At 65.1% G+C, this 16,833-nt stretch carries 14 protein-coding genes; 9 read left to right on the top strand and 5 right to left on the bottom strand.

The window, feature by feature from the left end; translation table 11 throughout:
* Positions 1 to 7 precede the first annotated feature (7 nt).
* Both mtaB and dapF read right to left on the bottom strand, forming a co-directional pair.
* Positions 8 to 1,321 (bottom strand): tRNA (N(6)-L-threonylcarbamoyladenosine(37)-C(2))-methylthiotransferase MtaB, encoded by a 1,314-nt coding sequence (mtaB, locus tag DES43_RS15765; RefSeq protein WP_035027307.1) that lies wholly within the window; start codon positions 1,319 to 1,321, stop codon positions 8 to 10.
* On the bottom strand, positions 1,321 to 2,202 hold the full coding sequence (dapF, locus tag DES43_RS15760; RefSeq protein WP_035027305.1) for a diaminopimelate epimerase: 882 nt from the start codon (positions 2,200 to 2,202) through the stop codon (positions 1,321 to 1,323). The genes mtaB and dapF overlap by 1 nt, the downstream gene beginning before the upstream one ends.
* A gap of 363 nt (positions 2,203 to 2,565) precedes the next feature.
* On the opposite strand from dapF, the gene DES43_RS15755 reads away from it, so the two are divergent.
* From DES43_RS15755 to lpdA, 9 genes are all read left to right on the top strand, one after another.
* Complete coding sequence (locus DES43_RS15755; protein WP_035027303.1) at positions 2,566 to 3,111, top strand: protease inhibitor Inh/omp19 family protein; 546 nt, start codon at positions 2,566 to 2,568, stop codon at positions 3,109 to 3,111.
* A 22-nt stretch (positions 3,112 to 3,133) separates the two neighbouring features.
* Complete coding sequence (zapE, locus tag DES43_RS15750; protein WP_035027300.1) at positions 3,134 to 4,345, top strand: cell division protein ZapE; 1,212 nt, start codon at positions 3,134 to 3,136, stop codon at positions 4,343 to 4,345.
* Positions 4,346 to 4,601: 256 nt separating this feature from the next.
* Positions 4,602 to 5,570 carry a malate dehydrogenase gene (gene mdh, locus DES43_RS15745; RefSeq protein WP_035027298.1) on the top strand — a complete coding sequence of 323 codons (969 nt, stop codon included), beginning with the start codon at positions 4,602 to 4,604 and terminating at the stop codon, positions 5,568 to 5,570.
* A gap of 18 nt (positions 5,571 to 5,588) precedes the next feature.
* Entirely contained in the window at positions 5,589 to 6,785 is a 1,197-nt protein-coding gene (sucC, locus tag DES43_RS15740) for an ADP-forming succinate--CoA ligase subunit beta (RefSeq protein WP_035027296.1), read from the top strand.
* Positions 6,786 to 6,791: 6 nt separating this feature from the next.
* Positions 6,792 to 7,694 (top strand): succinate--CoA ligase subunit alpha, encoded by a 903-nt coding sequence (sucD, locus tag DES43_RS15735; RefSeq protein WP_035027294.1) that lies wholly within the window; start codon positions 6,792 to 6,794, stop codon positions 7,692 to 7,694.
* 134 nt (positions 7,695 to 7,828) lie between these two features.
* Positions 7,829 to 10,816, top strand: a complete 2,988-nt coding sequence (locus DES43_RS15730) for a 2-oxoglutarate dehydrogenase E1 component (RefSeq protein ID WP_035027292.1) — start codon at positions 7,829 to 7,831, stop codon at positions 10,814 to 10,816.
* A gap of 29 nt (positions 10,817 to 10,845) precedes the next feature.
* Positions 10,846 to 12,105: a 2-oxoglutarate dehydrogenase complex dihydrolipoyllysine-residue succinyltransferase gene (gene odhB / locus DES43_RS15725; protein ID WP_035027290.1), complete on the top strand. Its 1,260-nt coding sequence runs from the start codon at positions 10,846 to 10,848 to the stop codon at positions 12,103 to 12,105.
* A 17-nt stretch (positions 12,106 to 12,122) separates the two neighbouring features.
* Positions 12,123 to 12,641, top strand: coding sequence for a hypothetical protein (locus DES43_RS15720; protein ID WP_035027287.1), 519 nt, complete (start codon positions 12,123 to 12,125; stop codon positions 12,639 to 12,641).
* A 75-nt stretch (positions 12,642 to 12,716) separates the two neighbouring features.
* Positions 12,717 to 14,123, top strand: coding sequence for a dihydrolipoyl dehydrogenase (lpdA, locus tag DES43_RS15715; RefSeq protein ID WP_133675790.1), 1,407 nt, complete (start codon positions 12,717 to 12,719; stop codon positions 14,121 to 14,123).
* A gap of 74 nt (positions 14,124 to 14,197) precedes the next feature.
* Here the strand turns inward: lpdA and DES43_RS22735 are convergent, their stop codons facing one another.
* The 3 genes from DES43_RS22735 to DES43_RS15700 form a co-directional block, all read right to left on the bottom strand.
* The gene (locus DES43_RS22735; protein WP_035027283.1) at positions 14,198 to 14,629 is read right to left on the bottom strand and encodes a hypothetical protein; all 432 of its coding nucleotides are present in this window, start codon (positions 14,627 to 14,629) and stop codon (positions 14,198 to 14,200) included.
* A 90-nt stretch (positions 14,630 to 14,719) separates the two neighbouring features.
* Positions 14,720 to 15,799 (bottom strand): TraB/GumN family protein, encoded by a 1,080-nt coding sequence (locus tag DES43_RS15705; RefSeq protein ID WP_035027280.1) that lies wholly within the window; start codon positions 15,797 to 15,799, stop codon positions 14,720 to 14,722.
* A gap of 50 nt (positions 15,800 to 15,849) precedes the next feature.
* On the bottom strand, positions 15,850 to 16,797 hold the full coding sequence (locus tag DES43_RS15700) for a tyrosine recombinase XerC (RefSeq protein ID WP_035027278.1): 948 nt from the start codon (positions 16,795 to 16,797) through the stop codon (positions 15,850 to 15,852).
* Positions 16,798 to 16,833: the final 36 nt, after the last annotated feature.

Here is a 16,833-nt window from a genome sequence, read left to right as displayed (position 1 = left end):
CCCTGAATCAGGCCGCGCGTGCGGCCAGCGGCACCGCCTGAAGCTGCGCGCCGTCATTGCCGGTCACCACCGCCTCGATGATCTCGCCCGGCTGGCCGGCAGCGATAGCAGCCAGCGTGAAGCCTTCCGTGCGGCCAAGCCCGTCGCGTTCGATCAGGATCGACTGGACCGTGCCGGCGAGCGCAGCCAGGTGGCGGCGATAGGCGGTCTCGCCCGCCGCCCGCAACCGGGCCGCCCGCTCCTTCACCACCTCGCGCCGCACCTGCGGCATGCGCGCCGCCGGCGTGCCCTCGCGCGGACTGAAGGGAAAGACGTGCAGATGGGTAAGGCCGCATTCCTCCACGATGTCGAGCGAGCGCTGGAACATCTCCTCGGTCTCGGTCGGAAAGCCGGCGATGATGTCGGCGCCAAACACGATATCGGGGCGCAGCCTGCGCACCTGCGCGCAAAACCGGATCGAATCGTCGCGCAGATGCCGGCGCTTCATGCGCTTCAGGGTCAGATCGTCGCCCGCCTGAAGCGAAAGATGCAGATGCGGCATCAGCCGCTTTTCGCAGGCCACCACTTCGAGCAGCTCGTCATCGGCCTCGATGGAATCGATGGAGGAAAGACGCAGCCGCTTCACGTCGGGCACCTGGGCGAGGATCGCCTTCACCAGCCTTCCGAGCTTCGGCGCGCCCGGCAGGTCCGCGCCATAGCTGGTCATGTCGACGCCCGACAGCACCACCTCGGCATAGCCGTTGCCGGCCAGACGCTTGACCTGCTCCACCACCGCGCCCATCGGCACGGAGCGTGAATTGCCGCGTCCGTAGGGGATGATGCAGAAGGTGCAGCGATGGTCGCAGCCGTTCTGAACCTGCACGAAGGCCCGCGCGCGGCCCTCGATGGCATCGACCATGTGCGAGGCCGTCTCGCGCACCGAAAAAATGTCGTTGACCCGCGCCTTCTCGAACAGGTTGACGCCGAAATCCGGCAAGGCGCGATAGGAGTGGCTTTTCAGCTTCTCCTCGTTGCCCAGAACGAGGTCGACCTCGTCCATGGCCACGAAATCCTGCGGCCCGGTCTGCGCCGCGCAGCCGGTGACGATGATGCGGGCCTCCGGGTTCTCGCGCCGTGCCTTGCGGATCGACTGCCTGGCCTGCCGCACCGCTTCCGCCGTCACCGCGCAGGTGTTGAAGATGATCGCCCCGCCGGCGAGCTCGCCGAGCCCGGCGGCGGTAGCCTCGCGGCGCATCACCTCGGATTCGTAGGTGTTCAGCCGGCAGCCGAAGGTGACGACCTCGATGCCCTTGTCCTGCTGTATGGGGTCGCCGCCGCTCATCAGGCCGCGCTCCCGGCATCGCGCTGCCATGCACCCGTAGCCGGATCGAATGTGCCGGAAAACTCCCATTCGGCAGCGCCCGTCAGCACGACATGATCATCGTCGCGCCATTCGACATGGAGCGGACCGCCCGGCGCTGTCAGGGCAACGCTGCATCCGGTGCGGCGGGTGCGGGCGGCGGCCACGGCGGCGGCGCAGGCGGCCGAGCCGCACGCCCTCGTCAGGCCCGCGCCCCGTTCCCAGGTGCGGATCGTGAGATGATCCGGCCCGGTCACCTGCGCGATGGTGATATTGGCGCGCTCGGGAAACAGCGGGTGGTTTTCCAGCAGCGGCCCGAAGCGGTCGAGCTCGTAGGACCACACATCCCTGTCGACCCAGAAGATGGCATGCGGATTGCCCATCGATACGGCGGAGGGCGAGTGCAGCACCGGGGCATCGATCGGCCCGACCTGCAATTCGATCATGCGCGTGTCGCGGAACTCCTCCGCCAGCGGTATTTCCTGCCAGCCGAAGCGCGGCTTGCCCATGTCGACGGAGATCAGCCCGTCCTCGTGCTGGCGCGCGTTGAGAATGCCGGCCACGGTCTCGAAGGTGAAGATGCCTTTCCCCGTTTCGGCCGCCAGAGCCTGCACGACACAGCGCGTGCCGTTGCCGCAAGCCTGTGCCGACGAGCCGTCCGCATTCAGGATCTCGATGAAATTGTCCGTACCCGGCGTGCGGGCGTCATGGATGGCCATGATCTGGTCGAAATGCGTCGCGGCATCGGCTGCAAGCGTAAGCGCCGCCCGCGGCGAAACACGGTCGGCACGGCCACGCATATCGGCGACGATGATCTCGTTGCCGATGCCGTTCATCTTGGCGAAGGGGGCCGGACCTGCCATTTCCGTTTCGTTTCCAGCTTGCCTTGCAGGAAGCGCCTTGCGCGCTGCCCGTGAGCCTTTGAAATTGAGTGCCTTTCGGGGAAAACGGTTTCCCTGCGCGAAAGGTCTGGTTAGCCCGCTATATGGCGGAAACGACCATGAATTACCAGTGCGGACCGCCCTTTCGGACAACCGGGCGTTTCGGCCTGCGGCAACCGGCAAGCCACAGATATGCCGGGTTTGGCGGATAATGCTGTGGCAAAGATACAACAATCGCTGACACAAACCGTATTTTAACCATATGACGTTGAAATTCTGCCACCTTCACCGAATTGGTAGGGGGCGAGTTTTTTTACGGTGCCGGTCAGGGCCGCGGAGGTTTTTATGGAATTTCTGAGAACGGGTGCCATTGCGGCAATCGGCGCTGCACTTCTGGCAAGCGGTTGCACGAGCTCGCGCTTCTCCTCCATGGACAACACGCGCCCGGAGCCGCTGCAGCCTGCGCCCTCGGGCACCATCTCCTCCAACCAGCTTCCTCCTCCCACGGGCCCCGGCGCTCCGACCGATCCGTCGCAGTTTCCGGCCGCGCCGCAGCAGAACCAGCAAGTCGCATCCCTGCCGCCGGATGGCAGCGCGCCCGCAACCGCAGCTGACCTGACACCGGCCAGCGTCGCCGGCGTCTGGACCGTCAATGTCAGCGGGCAGAGCTGCAAGGTGGCGACGCCGCAGACCAAGTTCGGCCAGGGCTACCGGGCCGGCCCGCTGCGCTGCCCCGCGCCTGTCGACGGCGTGAAATCGTGGAACGTGGCCGGCAAGCAGCTTACCCTTTACGATCAGGACGGTGGCTCGCTGGCCCGCCTCTACTCGTCTGGTGGCGGCCGTTTCGATGGCCAGACCTCCAATGGCATGCCCATTTCGCTGACCCGCTAGATAGTCCGCAGGCGACATCAAAATGCATCTGCGTGACGGTATCCAAACGCGCGCGACCGTCAGGCAGAATTACCTGCACCGTGTCGAAACCGGTGCGGTACGCCGCGACGAAGCGCAACTCGTCATCGCCGGCCGGCTCGACAATCTGATCGACGAGATCGCCGCGAGACGTCTCACCAGGAAGTCCAGCGCGCTCGGCTGGCTGTTCGCCCGCAAGCGCGAAAAGAAGGCCGAAGTGCGCGGCCTCTACATCTATGGCGGCGTCGGGCGCGGCAAGACCATGCTGATGGACATGTTTTTCGAACTGGTCCCGGCACGCGCCAAGCGCCGGGCCCACTTCAACGACTTCATGGCCGATGTGCACGACCGCATCCAGAAGCACCGGCAGGCGCGCAGGGACGGCAGCGTCAAGGAAGACGACCCGATTCCGCCCGTGGCGCGCGCGCTGGCCGCGGAAGCCTGGGTGCTGTGCTTCGACGAGTTCGCGGTCACCGACATCGCCGACGCCATGATCCTGTCGAGGCTGTTCTCGGCCCTGTTCGACAATGGCGTGGTGCTGGTGGCGACCTCGAACGTGGCGCCGCGAAACCTCTACCACAATGGCCTTAACCGTCAGCTTTTCCTGCCTTTCATCGATATACTGGAGCGTCATGCCGAGGTTCTGAACCTCGACATCGACACCGACTACCGGCTGGAGAAGCTGAACAGCCTGCCGGTCTACATCACCCCTGCCGATACGGCCGCCGATGCCGCGCTCGACGAGGCGTGGGAGGCCATGACCGAAGGTCTCGCAACCGCTCCTGCCAGCATCAAGGTGAAGGGCCGCACCATACCGGTGCCGCGCGCCGCCGGCGAGGCCGCCCGCTTCAGCTTCGCGGAGCTGTGCGAAAAGCCGCTCGGCGCGCGCGACTATCTGGCGATCGCCGCGCACTATTCCACGATCTTCATCGACCATGTTCCCGTGCTGGACGAAAGCCGCCGCAACGAGGCCAAGCGCTTCATCCTGCTGATCGACGTGATCTACGACCAGCAGCTGCGGCTGGTCCTGAGCGCCGAGGCGCCGCCCACCGCTCTCTATGTCGGCCGCCAGGGCACCGAAGCCTTCGAGTTCGACCGCACCGCCTCGCGCCTCATCGAGATGCAGAGCCGCGACTGGCGCGACCTGTGGGCGAAACGCAACGACAGGGCGCCGGCGGGCGCAACGCGGGAGCACGCAACCGCGCGCGGGGCCTGAAGGAGCCCGTCACCATTTGGAGACAATCTTCTGCTTAAAAGCTGTCATCCCGTGGACAAGTTGCCAGAATTTTGACGCTTACGTAATTCAAACCGGTTCTAAACGATTGAAATTTCAGGAGTTGAAATAACCGTTTGAATTCTCTCGACACGGGGGCTATGGGGTGCGGCGAAAATTCGCGGGGCTTTCCATATCCCACCTGCCTTCACCTCGACGCCATCGCGGCGCCGTCATAGCAAAGGGAAATCATCCTGACATGGCACGCAAGAAGATAGCACTGATCGGCTCCGGCATGATTGGCGGCACCCTCGCCCACATGATCGGCCTGAAGGAACTGGGCGACGTCGTCCTGTTCGACATCGCCGAGGGCATTCCGCAGGGCAAGGGTCTCGACATCGCCGAGTCCTCGCCGGTCGATGGTTTCGACGCCCGCTATGTCGGCGTCAACGACTATGCCGGCATCGAGGGTGCGGATGTGTGCATCGTCACCGCCGGCGTGCCGCGCAAGCCGGGCATGAGCCGCGACGATCTTCTGGGCATCAACCTCAAGGTGATGGAACAGGTCGGCGCCGGCATCGCCAAATACGCACCGAACGCCTTCGTCATCTGCATCACCAACCCGCTCGACGCCATGGTCTGGGCGCTTCAGAAGTTCTCCGGCCTGCCGAAAAGCCATGTGGTGGGCATGGCCGGCGTTCTGGACTCCGCCCGCTTCCGCTATTTCCTCGCCGAGGAATTCAATGTTTCCGTTGAAGACGTTTCGGCCATGACGCTGGGCGGCCACGGCGACGACATGGTGCCGATGGTGCGTTATTCCACCGTTGCCGGCATTCCGCTGCCCGATCTGGTCAAGATGGGCTGGACCTCCAAGGAGAAGCTGGACGCCATCGTCGAGCGCACCCGCAAGGGCGGCGGCGAGATCGTCGGCCTGCTCAAGACCGGTTCGGCCTATTACGCTCCGGCCTCCTCGGCCATCGCCATGGCCGAGAGCTACCTGAAGGACAAGAAGCGGGTGCTTCCCTGCGCAACGCACCTCAACGGCCAGTATGGCGTGAAGGACACCTATGTCGGCGTTCCGGTGGTCATCGGCGCCGGCGGCGTCGAGCGCATCATCGAGCTCGAGTTCAACAAGGAAGAGCAGGCGATGTTCGACAAGTCGCTTGCCGCCGTCCAGAGCCTCACCGAGGCCTGCACCGGCATCGCGCCGCAGCTTGCCCAGAAGTAATCAAGGAAAGGCCTGCAAATGAATATCCATGAGTATCAGGGCAAGCAGCTCCTGAAGGCCTACGGCGCACCCGTCGCCGATGGCGTGCCGATCTTCACCGCCGAAGAGGCGGAAGCCGCGGCCAAGAAGCTTCCCGGCCCGCTTTATGTGGTGAAGAGCCAGATCCATGCCGGCGGCCGCGGCAAGGGCAAGTTCAAGGAACTCGGCCCCGACGCCAAGGGCGGCGTGCGCCTTGCCAAGTCGGTCGAGGAAGTGGTCGCCCACGCAAAGGAAATGCTGGGCAACACGCTGGTGACCAAGCAGACCGGCCCGGCCGGCAAGCAGGTCAACCGCCTCTACATCGAAGACGGCGCCGACATCGACCGCGAGCTTTACCTGTCGCTGCTGGTCGACCGCACCGTCGGCCGCGTCGCCTTCGTCGTGTCCACCGAGGGCGGCATGGACATCGAGGCTGTGGCCGAGGCGACGCCGGAGAAGATCATCACCGTCGCCATCGATCCCGAGACGGGCGTCACCGATGCCGACGTCGCGAAGATCAACGGCGCGCTGAAACTGTCCGGCGAGGCTGCCGAGGACGGCAAGAAGCTGTTCCCGCTGCTCTACAAGGCTTTTTCCGACAAGGACATGAGCCTGCTCGAGATCAACCCGCTGATCGTCATGACCAACGGCCGTCTGCGCGTTCTCGACGCCAAGGTCTCCTTCGACGGCAACGCCCTGTTCCGCCACGACGACGTGAAGGAACTGCGCGACATCACCGAGGAAGACTCCAAGGAAATCGAGGCCTCGAAGTGGGACCTCGCCTATGTCGCCCTCGACGGCAACATCGGCTGCATGGTCAACGGCGCGGGCCTTGCCATGGCGACGATGGACATCATCAAGCTCTATGGGGCCGAGCCGGCCAATTTCTGTGACGTCGGCGGCGGCGCCGGCAAGGAGAAGGTCGCGGCGGCATTCAAGATCATCACCGCCGATCCGCGCGTCGAGGGCATCCTCGTCAACATCTTCGGCGGCATCATGAAGTGCGACGTGATCGCCGAGGGCGTTGTCGCAGCCGTCAAGGAAGTGGGCCTCAAGGTGCCGCTGGTCGTGCGCCTCGAAGGTACCAATGTCGAACTGGGCAAGAAGATCATCAACGAGAGCGGCCTCAACGTCATCTCGGCGGACGATCTCGATGACGCCGCCCAGAAGATCGTCAAGGCCGTGAAAGGGAACTGACCCCAGATGTCCATTCTCATCAACAAAGACACCAAGGTTCTCGTTCAGGGTCTGACCGGCAAGACCGGCACCTTCCACACCGAGCAGGCGCTTGCCTATCACGGCACCAGGATGGTCGGCGGCATCCACCCCAAGAAGGGCGGCGAGAACTGGACCGGCGCAAAGGGCGAGACCCTGCCGATCTTTGCATCCGTGGCCGAAGGCAGGGACAAGACCGGCGCAACCGCCTCGGTCGTCTACGTGCCGCCGGCGGGTGCTGCGGCAGCCATTATCGAGGCCATCGAGGCCGAGATGGAGCTGATCGTGTGCATCACCGAAGGCATCCCGGTCATGGACATGGTCAAGGTCAAGGCGAAGCTCGACAAGTCGGAGTCGCGCCTGATCGGACCGAACTGCCCCGGCATCGTCACCCCCGACGAGTGCAAGATCGGCATCATGCCCGGCAACATCTTCCGCAAGGGCTCGGTCGGCGTTGTGTCGCGCTCGGGAACGCTTACCTATGAGGCAGTGTTCCAGACCACCAACGAGGGCCTCGGCCAAACCACGGCCGTCGGCATCGGCGGCGACCCGGTCAAGGGCACCGAGTTCATCGACGTGCTGGAGATGTTCCTTGCCGACGACGAGACCCAGTCGATCATCATGATCGGCGAGATCGGCGGTTCCGCCGAGGAAGACGCCGCGCAGTTCCTGCGCGACGAGGCAAAGCGCGGCCGAAGCAAGCCGATGGCAGGCTTCATCGCCGGCCGCACCGCTCCTCCCGGCCGCACCATGGGCCATGCCGGCGCCGTGATCTCGGGCGGCAAGGGCGGAGCCGAGGACAAGATCGCCGCCATGGAAGCGGCCGGCATCCGGGTCTCCCCATCGCCGGCGCGACTGGGGAAGACCCTGGTCGAAGCCATCAAGGGCTGATCGACGCGCCGGGCGGTCCTCCTGCCCGGCGCGAATGACAAGGGGGAGAGGGTTAACGCGACGGCCGGGACCGTCAGGCATATGCGGCAGAGCCGCAAACGCAAGGAGCTGAAGCAAGGGCTTCAAGAAGCGACATGTCGAGACAAGACCAGAACAACGATCAATTCTCTCTCACCTCCTTCCTCTATGGCGGCAACGCCGACTATATCGAGGCACTGCATGCCGCATGGCAGGACGACCCCTCGGCCGTCGATCCCGAGTGGCAGGATTTCTTCGCCGCGCTGAAGGACGACGCCTCGATCGTGAAGAAGAACGCCGAGGGCGCTTCATGGAAGAAGCCCAACTGGCCGGTGCAGGCCAATGGCGAGCTGATTTCGGCGCTCGACGGCGACTGGGGCCTGATCGAGAAGGTCATCGGCAAGAAGGTTCGCGAAAAGGCCGCCGAAGCGGCCGGACCGCTCGCCAATGCCGACGTGCATCAGGCCACGCGCGACTCCGTTCATGCCATCATGATGATCCGCGCCTTCCGCATGCGCGGCCATCTGCACGCCAATCTCGATCCGCTGGGCCTTGCCAAACCGCTCGAGGACTACAACGAGCTGTCGCCGCAGAACTACGGCTTCACCGAGGCCGATTACGACCGCCCGATCTTCCTCGACAATGTTCTGGGCCTCGAATACGCCACCGTGCGTCAGATGCTCGACATCCTCACCCGCACCTATTGCTCGACGCTGGGCGTCGAGTTCATGCACATTTCCGATCCCGAGGAGAAGGCGTGGATTCAGGAGCGCATCGAAGGCGCGGACAAGGAAATCTCCTTCACGGCCGAAGGCAAGAAGGCAATCCTGTCCAAGCTGATCGAGGCCGAGGGCTTCGAGCAGTTCATCGACGTGAAGTACAAGGGCACCAAGCGCTTCGGCCTCGACGGCGGCGAATCCCTCATCCCGGCGCTGGAGCAGATCATCAAGCGCGGCGGTGCGCTCGGCATGAAGGAGATCGTGCTCGGCATGGCCCATCGCGGCCGCCTCAACGTGCTCTCCCAGGTGATGGCCAAGCCTCACCGCGCCATCTTCCACGAGTTCAAGGGCGGCTCCTTCGCCCCGGACGACGTGGAAGGCTCGGGGGACGTGAAGTATCACCTCGGCGCTTCGTCGGATCGCGTTTTCGACGGCAATCAGGTTCACCTGTCGCTGACGGCCAACCCTTCCCACCTTGAAATCGTCAACCCGGTGGTGATGGGCAAGGCCCGCGCCAAGCAGGACCAGCTCTTCGGCCGCAGCCGCGAGGAGATCGTTCCGCTGGAAGAGCGCTCCAAGATTCTGCCGCTGCTGATCCATGGCGACGCAGCATTCGCCGGTCAGGGTGTTGTCGCGGAAATCCTCGGCCTCTCCGGCCTGCGCGGCCATCGTGTCGCTGGCACGCTGCACGTCATCATCAACAACCAGATCGGTTTCACCACCAACCCGCGCTTCTCGCGCTCGTCGCCCTACCCGTCCGACGTCGCCAAGATGATCGAGGCGCCGATCTTCCATGTCAACGGAGACGACCCGGAAGCCGTGGTCTTCGCCGCCAAGGTGGCGACGGAATTCCGCATGAAATTCCACAAGCCCGTCGTCATCGACATGTTCTGCTATCGCCGCTTCGGGCACAACGAAGGCGACGAGCCGGCATTCACGCAGCCGATCATGTATCGCGCCATCCGCGCCCACAAGACGGCCGTGCAGCTCTATGGGGATCGCCTGATCGCCGAGGGCCTCATCACGCAGGACGAGATCGCCCGGATGAAGGCGGAGTGGCGCGCTCATCTTGAAGAGGAGTTCGAGGCCGGCCAGAGCTACAAGCCCAACAAGGCGGACTGGCTGGACGGCGTGTGGTCGGGCCTGCGCGTTGCGGACAATCAGGACGAATTGCGCCGCGGCAAGACCGCCGTTCCGGTGAAGACCCTGAAGGAGATCGGCAAGAAGCTGACCGAGGTTCCGAAGGACTTCGAGGTGCACCGCACCATCCAGCGCTTCCTCGACAACCGGCGCAACGCCATCGAGACCGGCGAAGGCATCGACTGGGCAACCGCCGAGGCGCTCGCCTTCGGCTCGATCCTGCTCGATGGCAACCCGATCCGCCTTTCCGGTCAGGACTCCGAACGTGGCACCTTCTCGCAGCGTCACTCGGTGCTCTACGACCAGCGCGACGAAAATCGCTATATTCCGCTGAACAACCTGTCGCCCGCGCAGGCCGGCTACGAGGTCATCAACTCGATGCTCTCGGAAGAGGCGGTGCTCGGCTTCGAATACGGCTATTCGCTGTCGGCGCCCAAGGCGCTGACGCTTTGGGAAGCCCAGTTCGGCGACTTCGCCAACGGCGCGCAGGTGGTGTTCGACCAGTTCATCTCTTCGGGCGAACGAAAGTGGCTGCGCATGTCGGGCCTCGTGTGCCTGCTGCCGCATGGCTACGAAGGTCAGGGGCCGGAGCACTCCTCCGCCCGTCTCGAGCGCTTCCTCCAGCTCTGCGCCGAGGACAACATGCAGGTCGCCTACTGCACGACGCCGGCCAACTACTTCCATATCCTGCGCCGGCAGCTCAAGCGCGACTTCCGCAAGCCGCTGATCCTGATGACGCCCAAGTCGCTGCTGCGCCACAAGCGCGCCGTGTCGACGATTGCGGAACTGTCGGGCGAAAGCTCCTTCCACCGCCTGCTCTGGGACGACGCGCAATATCTGGGCGACCAGCCGATCAAGCTGGTCAAGGATTCCAAGATCCGCCGCGTCGTGCTGTGCTCGGGCAAGGTCTACTATGACCTCTACGAGGAGCGCGAGAAGCGCGGCATCAACGACATCTATCTGTTGCGCGTCGAGCAGCTCTACCCGTTCCCGGCAAAGGCGCTGATCACCGAGCTGTCGCGCTTCCGCAACGCGGAAATGGTGTGGTGCCAGGAGGAGCCCAAGAACATGGGCGCCTGGTCGTTCATCGATCCCTATCTGGAATGGGTTCTGGCCCATATCGACGCCAGGCACCAGCGCGTGCGTTACACCGGCCGCCCGGCCGCCGCCTCACCGGCGACGGGACTTATGTCGAAGCATCTGGCGCAGCTTGCCGCCTTCCTCGAAGATGCTCTCGGCGAATAACAACTGGATAAAGAGAACGGACAGGCATAATGGCTACCGAAATCCGCGTTCCCACTCTCGGCGAATCCGTGTCCGAGGCGACCATCGGCAAGTGGTTCAAGAAGGTCGGCGACGCAATCGCCGCTGACGAACCGCTGGTCGAGCTCGAAACCGACAAGGTGACCGTGGAGGTGCCGGCCCCGGCCGCCGGCACGCTGGTCGAGATCACGGCACAGGAAGGCGAGACCGTCGGCGTCAACGCGCTTCTGGGCACGATCGGCGAAGGCAAGGGCGCGGCGCCCGCGCCGAAGCAGGAAGTGGCCGTGGCGCAGGCATCCGCGCCGACTGCCGCCTCGACCACGAAGGAAGCTGCGGCACAGCAGGCGCAGATCGCCGGCGAAGGCCCGATCGAGCCGCGCACCATGCCGCCGGCCCCTTCGGCTGCGAAGCTGCTGGCCGAGAACAATCTGTCGGCGGACCAGATTTCGGGTTCCGGCAAGCGCGGTCAGGTTCTGAAGGGCGATGTGCTCGACGCCGTCGCGAAGGGCGTCTCCGCGCAGCCGGCAGCGGCTCCGGCCGCCGCGCGCGTGCCGTCCGCCGCCGGCGACGAGGTGCGCGAGGAGCGCGTGCGCATGACCAAGCTGCGCCAGACCATAGCGCGCCGCCTGAAGGACGCCCAGAACACCGCTGCCATGCTCACCACCTTCAACGAGGTGGACATGAAGCCGGTGATGGACCTGCGTGCAAAGTACAAGGACCTGTTCGAGAAGAAGCACGGCGTGAAGCTCGGCTTCATGGGCTTCTTCACCAAGGCCGTGACCCATGCGCTGAAGGAGATCCCGGCCGTCAATGCCGAGATCGACGGCACCGACCTCATCTACAAGAACTACGCTCATATCGGCGTGGCGGTCGGCACCGACAAGGGCCTCGTCGTGCCGGTGGTGCGCGACGCCGACGCCATGTCCATTGCCGGGATCGAGAAGGAGATCGGCCGTCTGGGCATCGCCGCGCGCGACGGCAAGCTCTCGGTCGCCGACATGCAGGGCGGCACCTTCACCATCTCCAACGGCGGTGTCTATGGCTCGCTGATGTCGACGCCGATCCTCAACGCGCCGCAGTCGGGCATCCTCGGCATGCACAAGATCCAGGAGCGTCCGGTGGTGGTCGGCGGCCAGATCGTCATCCGCCCGATGATGTATCTGGCGCTGTCCTACGATCACCGCATCGTCGATGGCAAGGAAGCCGTGACCTTCCTGGTCCGCGTCAAGGAGACGCTGGAGGATCCGGAGCGTCTGGTTCTGGACCTGTAACCGGGGAGCGGTCGTCCGTGGCGACGAAGCATCTTATCTCGCGGGCCGGCAGGGCGGTTTGCCTTGCCGCCCTGCTCGCCGCACAGGTTTCGGCTGCGCAGGCGGCCTGCCCGATGGAGCTGTCCGTCTATGAAGACGCGGCAAAGATGGCCGGTATCGATTTCCGGCCGACCGGCGAATCCATGGTGGTGACCAACACCTTCCGGATGAATTTGCGCAACGGCTTCCAGCTCGACGGCATCGTCATGTGGAGCGAGGAAACGCCCCGTCCCTATGCATCGCTGCTCTATCAGTGTCCCGAAGGCGACGTCACCGGCGACGAGATCGCCGAATGCACGCTGTGGGAAGGGCCCGTCTACGCCGTGGCACAGGACGGCAAGGTCGGTTTGATGCCCGCCGAGGGCAGTCCTGCCCCGCAGACGTTGATCCTGCCCGACCTCGGACCGACATTGCGTCAGGCCGCCATCTTCGCCGATGATGAGGACGAGGCCGGGCTCCCCGGCGACGTCTTCAGGCTGGCCGGGTGCCAGGAATAGCTTTTCACCGGCCGCCATGTGGCGGCCGCGACTTGATCGAATGGCCCTTGCGGCCAGCAGGAAAGGAACGGACAAATGGCATATGATGTCGTCGTCATCGGCTCTGGCCCCGGCGGCTATGTGTGCGCCATCAAGGCGGCCCAGCTTGGCCTCAAGGTCGCGGTTGTCGAGAAGCGCGAGACCTTCGGCGGCACCTGCCTGAACATCGGCTGCATTCCCTCCAAGGCGCTGCTGCACGCTTCCGAGATGTTTGCCGAGGCCGGCCATTCCTTCGATGCGCTGGGCGTCGAGATTTCCGCGCCGAAGCTGAACCTCGGCAAGATGATGGCGCACAAGGACACGACCGTCTCCGCCAATGTCGCCGGCGTCGCCTTCCTGTTCAAGAAGAACAAGATCGATTCCTTCCGCGGCACCGGCAAGGTCGTCGCTGCCGGCAAGGTGGCGGTTGTCGCCGAAGACGGCAGCACGCAGGAAATCGAGACGAAGAACATCGTCATCGCCACCGGCTCCGACGTGGCCGGCATTCCCGGCGTGGAAGTCGATATCGACGAGAAGACCATCGTCTCCTCCACCGGAGCGCTGACGCTGGACAAGGTGCCGCAGAACCTCGTCGTGGTCGGCGGCGGCGTCATCGGGCTGGAGCTCGGCTCGGTCTGGGCCCGTCTCGGCGCCAGGGTCACCGTGGTCGAATTCCTCGACACCATTCTCGGCGGCATGGACGGCGAAGTCGCCAAGCAGTTCCAGCGCCTGCTCGGCAAGCAGGGCTTCGCCTTCAGGCTGGGCTCCAGGGTCACGGGCGTCGCAAAATCCGGCAAGGGCGCATCCGTGACCTTCGAGCCCGTGAAGGGTGGCGATGCGGAGACCATCGAGGCCGATGTCGTGCTGATCGCCACCGGCCGCAAGCCCTATACCGAAGGGCTGGGGCTGAAGGAGGCCGGCGTCGAACTGGACGAGCGTGGCCGCGTCAAAACCGACGGCCATCTGCGTACCAACGTGCCCGGCATCTATGCCATCGGCGATGTGGTGGCCGGCCCGATGCTCGCCCACAAGGCCGAGGATGAGGGCGTGGCCGTGGCCGAGATCATCGCCGGTCAGGCGGGCCACGTGAACTACGACGTCATTCCGGGCGTCGTCTACACCAGCCCTGAGGTCGCCTCGGTCGGCAAGACCGAAGAGGAGCTGAAGAAGGCCGGCGTCGCCTACAAGTCCGGCAAGTTCCCCTTTACCGCCAATGGCCGCGCTCGCGCCATGCAGCACACCGACGGCTTCGTGAAGGTGCTGGCCGACAAGGAGACCGACCGGGTCCTCGGCGTCCATATCGTCGGCTTCGGCGCTGGCGAGATGATCCACGAGGCGGCGGTGCTGATGGAGTTCGGCGGCTCTTCGGAGGACCTCGCCCGCACCTGCCACGCCCACCCGACCATGTCCGAGGCGGTAAAGGAGGCGGCGCTCGCCACCTTCGCCAAGCCGATCCACATCTGATCGGCTGACGCTCACCCCGTAAGGGAACGGCCCGCCCATTGGCGGGCCGTTTTTCGTTCACGCCTGGCCGCGGCTCAGTTGGCCGGCTGCTCGGGAGCAGGCTCTGCCGGGGCCGGTTCGGCAGGAGCTGGCTCGGCGGGTGCCGGAGCGCTCTCAGTCGGGGCCGGCTCCGCGGGTGCGGGAGCGGGAGCGGGTTCAGCCGGGGCCGGAGCGGGCTCAGCCGGAGCCGGTTCCGCAGGCGCAGGCTCGGCCGGTGCAGGCGCCGGTTCCTCCGTCGCTGCGGGAGGCGGCGGCGCTTCGGTAGCCGGCTGCTGCCCCCCGGCGAAGATATAATAAGCGACGAGCGCCAGCACGACGACGATCAGGGCGATGATCCAGGCGCTGCCGCCCCCACGCGGGGGTGGAGGCGGATCGAGCCGGGGATCGGACGCCGAATGGGGCGGCACCGGGTTCAAGGGATCGAGCGGGCGATGGTCGTCCGGGCCCGGTGGATGGGGATTGGCCATTCTGTCCTCCTGAAAAGGGATCGAGCAACCCAGACCAACGCAAAACACGCCAACAGGTTGCATCGACCCCTTCAGATGGGACCGGCCTGTTCAGGGAACCATGGTGACGGTGTAGCCGGCCCTGCGGAACCCTTCCACAAGCCCTTCGGGGCCGGGCAGATGCAGAGCCCCTACCGCAAGAAAGGCTTTGCCGCCGTCGAGATAGTGTCCAGCACTTTCGATCATGCCCTTGTTGCGGCGATTTATGAGCGCTTCCTCGAACGCTGCGTAGCCGGCAGCATCCTGCGCCTGCTGCGGCATCACCACACTGAACATGGGCATGATCATGCCGACATCGCCCTTCCGGTAGAGCCGGATCATCGTTTCGGTCATGTCGTCGATGCCGTCGCCCAGCCGGATCGTGTCCAGCAGCCCCTGCATGTGGAATTCCATCGGCAGCGAGGCCATTGCGCGCAGCTGGTCGGCGGCGGTCTCCAGCCCGCCCAGCTTCTTGCCGGCCCGCTCCGCATCCTGCGCCAGCTTCACGTCGAGGATCGCCTCGCCGGCTGTCCGGCGATCGATCTCGCATTGCGGTACCGCCACCATGGACAGGAGCATCCACGGCTTCATCCTGGCAACGCTGCCAGGCGGGACGCCGCGCGCCCTGAGCCCCTGCCTGAGCACCTCGGCGTCCTCTGCGGAAAGCTGCGAGGCCAGTGTCTCCGTCCCGGTGAACATCATCAGTTCAGGGTCCTGCGCCATCGCCGCCATCATGCGCGAGGGATCGAGCACGTCCGTGGTTTCGATCACCACCGTGTCGGCGCCGTCATAGGCGGCCTGCGCCGACGGCGGCAGTTGCGTCACACGCGGGTCGCTCAGATGAAAGGTTCCGAACAGGTAGGAGGGCGCGACGCCTTCCTTCTCCAGCTTCCACAGCACGCCCTTGCCGTTGAGCGTCGCGTCGGCCTCCTGCCGCGCTTGCGCATAGGCGGCCGGATCGTCCCTTTCGAGTTTTTCCATCAGGTCGATACCCGCACAGGCGCCCGGCTCGGCCTGTGCCTTGCCAGTCGCCATCGCCATCGCCATCGCCAGAACGATAAGAAACGACAGGAAGAACAGGAGATTGAGCCCCGCCAGAAGCTTCAGGCAGAACAGCGCGGCGCGGTCGGCGAATGCAGGAGCGTGGGTCATGCCCTTCCACTACTCCCAAATCGCGGCGAAACCGTTAATCCGGAAGACCGTCAGGCGCGCGGATGGGCGGATTCGTAGATTTCCAGGAGCCGCGCCGTATCGACGCCGGTATAGACCTGCGTGGTCGACAGGCTGGCGTGGCCAAGCAGTTCCTGAATGGTGCGCAGGTCGCCGCCGCGCCCCAGCAGATGCGTGGCGAAGGAGTGGCGCAGCGCATGGGGCGTGGCCGTATCCGGCAGGTTCAGCGCCGAGCGCAGACGTACCATTTCGCGCTGGATGATGGCCGGGTTGAGCGGCCCGCCGCGCGCGCCGCGAAACAGGGGCTTCTCTGTCTCAAGGTGATAAGGGCACAGGCGCCGATACTCCATCGCCGCCTGCACGGCGACCGGCAGGAGCGGCACCAGCCGGGTCTTGCCGCCCTTGCCGGTCACACGCAGCATGGTTTCGTCGCCATGGGCGATCTCGCCTCCGGCAAGGCCAAGCGCCTCGGAAATGCGCAGGCCGCAGCCGTAGAGCAGGGTCAGCACCGCGGCATTGCGCGCCGCGATCCATGGTTCCTCGGCAAGCTGCTCGCCGGCCGCCACCACGCGTTTTGCATCGAGCGCCGTGAGCGGCCTGGGCAGCGATTTCGGCTGGCGTGGCGCGCGCAGGGCCGCAGCACCCGCCGCATTCGCCATGCCCCGTCGCTCGAGAAAACGCAGCAGTGAGCGAATGCCGGCAAGTCCCCGTCCCAGCGTACGTGCACCGGCCCCCGCCCCACGCCGGGCAGACAGGAAGGCGCGCAGGTCCGCCGGTTTCAGTTCGGCGATGTCGGCAATGCCCGGCGGCCCGCCGCAATGGCCGGTGAGGAATTGGAGGAACTGGCGCGTGTCGCGCTCATAAGCCTCCGCCGTCAGCGTCGACAGCCGCCGCTCGCCCGCAAGCGCCGCAAGCCATTCCATGCGGGCGGCCTGCAGGTCCGGTTTTGCGGAAATGAGGAATTGTTCCTGCGTCTTCATGCCTCCATCTTCCCCCGAGCGGGTTAGGAAGCGGTG

This window comes from Aquamicrobium defluvii (assembly GCF_004363725.1).
GTDB lineage: Bacteria > Pseudomonadota > Alphaproteobacteria > Rhizobiales > Rhizobiaceae > Mesorhizobium > Mesorhizobium defluvii.
This window is presented reverse-complemented; position numbering and strand designations above follow the sequence as displayed.